We start from the raw sequence: 2,065 nt of genomic DNA, 5'->3' as shown, positions 1-2,065 counted from the left end.
ACAGCCCCCAGAACAAGATCAGACCAAAAAGGACATTCGCGGACTACTCCGGGGCCCTGGGGACGCCGCGCCGAGGACCAGACTGTGCCGGACGATTTTGGTCCAGCCGAACCGGGGCATCCAGGCACCGCTGTCGCGGTTGCCGAAGATCCACCGGTCGTGGCTGGCGGGGTTGAACCGGCCGTAGTAGCGGGAGATGATCCAGCCCTTCGGCTTGTTCTGGTGGCTGAAGCAGGCCCATTTGTAGGTGAGCTGCCACAGGTAGTGGTCCAGGGCCGCGAAGGTCCTGGACGCTGCTGCTCCCCGGTAGTAGTTCGCCCATCCCCGCACGATCGGGTTGATCTTCGCGAGGACGGCCGCCGCGTTGCTGCCGCGCAGGGCGCGCATCTCGACGGCCAGGCGGTGTTTGACCCGCTTGATGGCGGCCTTGCTCGGTCTGGTGATCAGCTTTTCGGCGTGCCGGCGGATCGTGAACCCGAGGAAGTCGAAACCGTCCTCAAGTGACACGATTCGCGTTTTGGCCTCGTTGAAAGACAGGCCCCGAGGGGTCAGCCACTCGGCTATGCGCGCTTTGACCTGTTCGGCCTGCTGCCGGGTGTGGCAGAGAGCGACCATGTCGTCGGCATAGACCACCAGGGCCGGGCTGCCGCGTTTCGTGCGAGCCGGATCGCTCGCCTCGTAACGGACTCCGGCCGCTTCCTCCAGCCCATGCAGTGCAACATTCAATAGTAGGGGTGAGATGACACCGCCTTGAGGGGTTCCCTCATCGGTCGGCGTGAGCCCCGTGTCCTTTTCGAACACGCCCGCCTTCAGCCATCCCGGATCATTTCCCTGCCGGGGAATGTGTCGAGTTTGGCGAGGAGGTGAGAGTGGTCGATCCGGTCGAATGCGGCACTCAGGTCGGCGTCGAGCACCCATCGGCGCTGCGGGTTTTTCCCGCAGCCCATGACGTGGATGACTGCGATCGCGTCCTGGCAGCTTCGACCCGGCCGGAACCCATACGTTCGGGGCGCGAACCGGGCCTCCCATTCGGGTTCCAGTGCGTTGCGGCAGCGCGCCTGGTGGACGCGGTCGGTCAGCACGGGAATTCCGAGCGGTCTGCGTTTTCCATTGGCTTTCGGTATGAACACTCGACGGACCGGCTGGGGCTGGAAAGATCTCGCTGTGCGGTGCACCAGCACGGCCAGATCCATCCGGGCGCGGGAGGTCAACGCGACCTGCCCGTCCACCCCCGCGGTCACGCGACCAGCGTTGCGCTGCGTCACCTGCCGCACGCTGACCAGCGTGTTCGACCAGCTCCGCAGCATCATCTTCTGCAGGTTCCTGACCGTGGCCAGGTCCTGCGCCTTCGACGCCTTGAAGATCCTGCCCCGTAGCCGCCGTACGTGTTCCTCGTGGATGGGCCAGACGATCGTGTCCCAGTCGAGGTCCTCGCCCTCCGGTCCGTTCGCTCCGAGAGCCGCCATCGCAACATCGAAGGCAAAAGCTGTCATCGCGTCTAACTTACCCTTCGGTTCAGGTGGTTCCGGCACATTCTGTTCAAAGGCTCACCCGCCACACGTCAGCCTGCTTTCGCAGCCGGGCACCGGGCCCGGTATCCGGCCAGTTATATGAGAACCCACCGGCGAGAGGACCGGTGCATCACATGATCTCGTTTTCCTGTTTCCTTTCGGCTGCCGGCATTCGCTTCTTGGGCGTCCTGTTCCCGCCACGGGATTCCGCTTTCCTCACGGTCGGCCTACCACCACAGAAGATCGTGATGGACCTGACGGGTTTTCCACGTTCCACACGCATGAGATACGACCGGGTCGGGTGCCAGCTATACCCCGGGAGCAGCGGTGTCCACACGACCGTAGATCCGTCCTCGGTCGCCGCCTGCCGATTCTCAACGGCCCGCTCCTCATCATCCCACCATCACGACCCGACCTGGGAAGTTGCCGTAACGAGGCATCACCACTGGATCACTCACGTTCACCCTTTCGGTCTTCCCCTCACCTGTGACCCCAGGGCTTCTGCAAGATCGAGGTATGACCGGTTCGCCGGGTGTGAGGTAGTCACGCCGGTT

At 63.8% G+C, this 2,065-nt stretch carries 1 protein-coding gene and 1 pseudogene; both read right to left on the bottom strand.

All coding sequences use genetic code 11. The annotated features are described in order from the left end of the window. Positions 1 to 18: 18 nt before the first annotated feature. Positions 19 to 387 carry a group II intron maturase-specific domain-containing protein gene (locus ACFHWY_RS28315; RefSeq protein WP_416583296.1) on the bottom strand — a complete coding sequence of 123 codons (369 nt, stop codon included), beginning with the start codon at positions 385 to 387 and terminating at the stop codon, positions 19 to 21. Positions 388 to 525: 138 nt separating this feature from the next. Beyond that, positions 526 to 1,466, bottom strand: a pseudogene (locus ACFHWY_RS28310) (reverse transcriptase domain-containing protein); the annotation flags it as partial. Positions 1,467 to 2,065 lie beyond the last annotated feature (599 nt).

The sequence above is a fragment of the Micromonospora sp. LOL_024 genome, from assembly GCF_048060415.1.
Classification (GTDB): domain Bacteria; phylum Actinomycetota; class Actinomycetes; order Mycobacteriales; family Micromonosporaceae; genus Micromonospora.
The sequence above is the reverse complement of the archived record's forward strand: the minus strand, read 5'-3'. Positions and strand labels throughout refer to the sequence as shown.

Coding starts and splice junctions, on each gene's coding strand:
- ACFHWY_RS28315 (WP_416583296.1), bottom strand. CDS start 387: ATGCGCGCCCTGCGCGGCAGCAACGCGGCGGCCGTCCTCGCGAAGATC.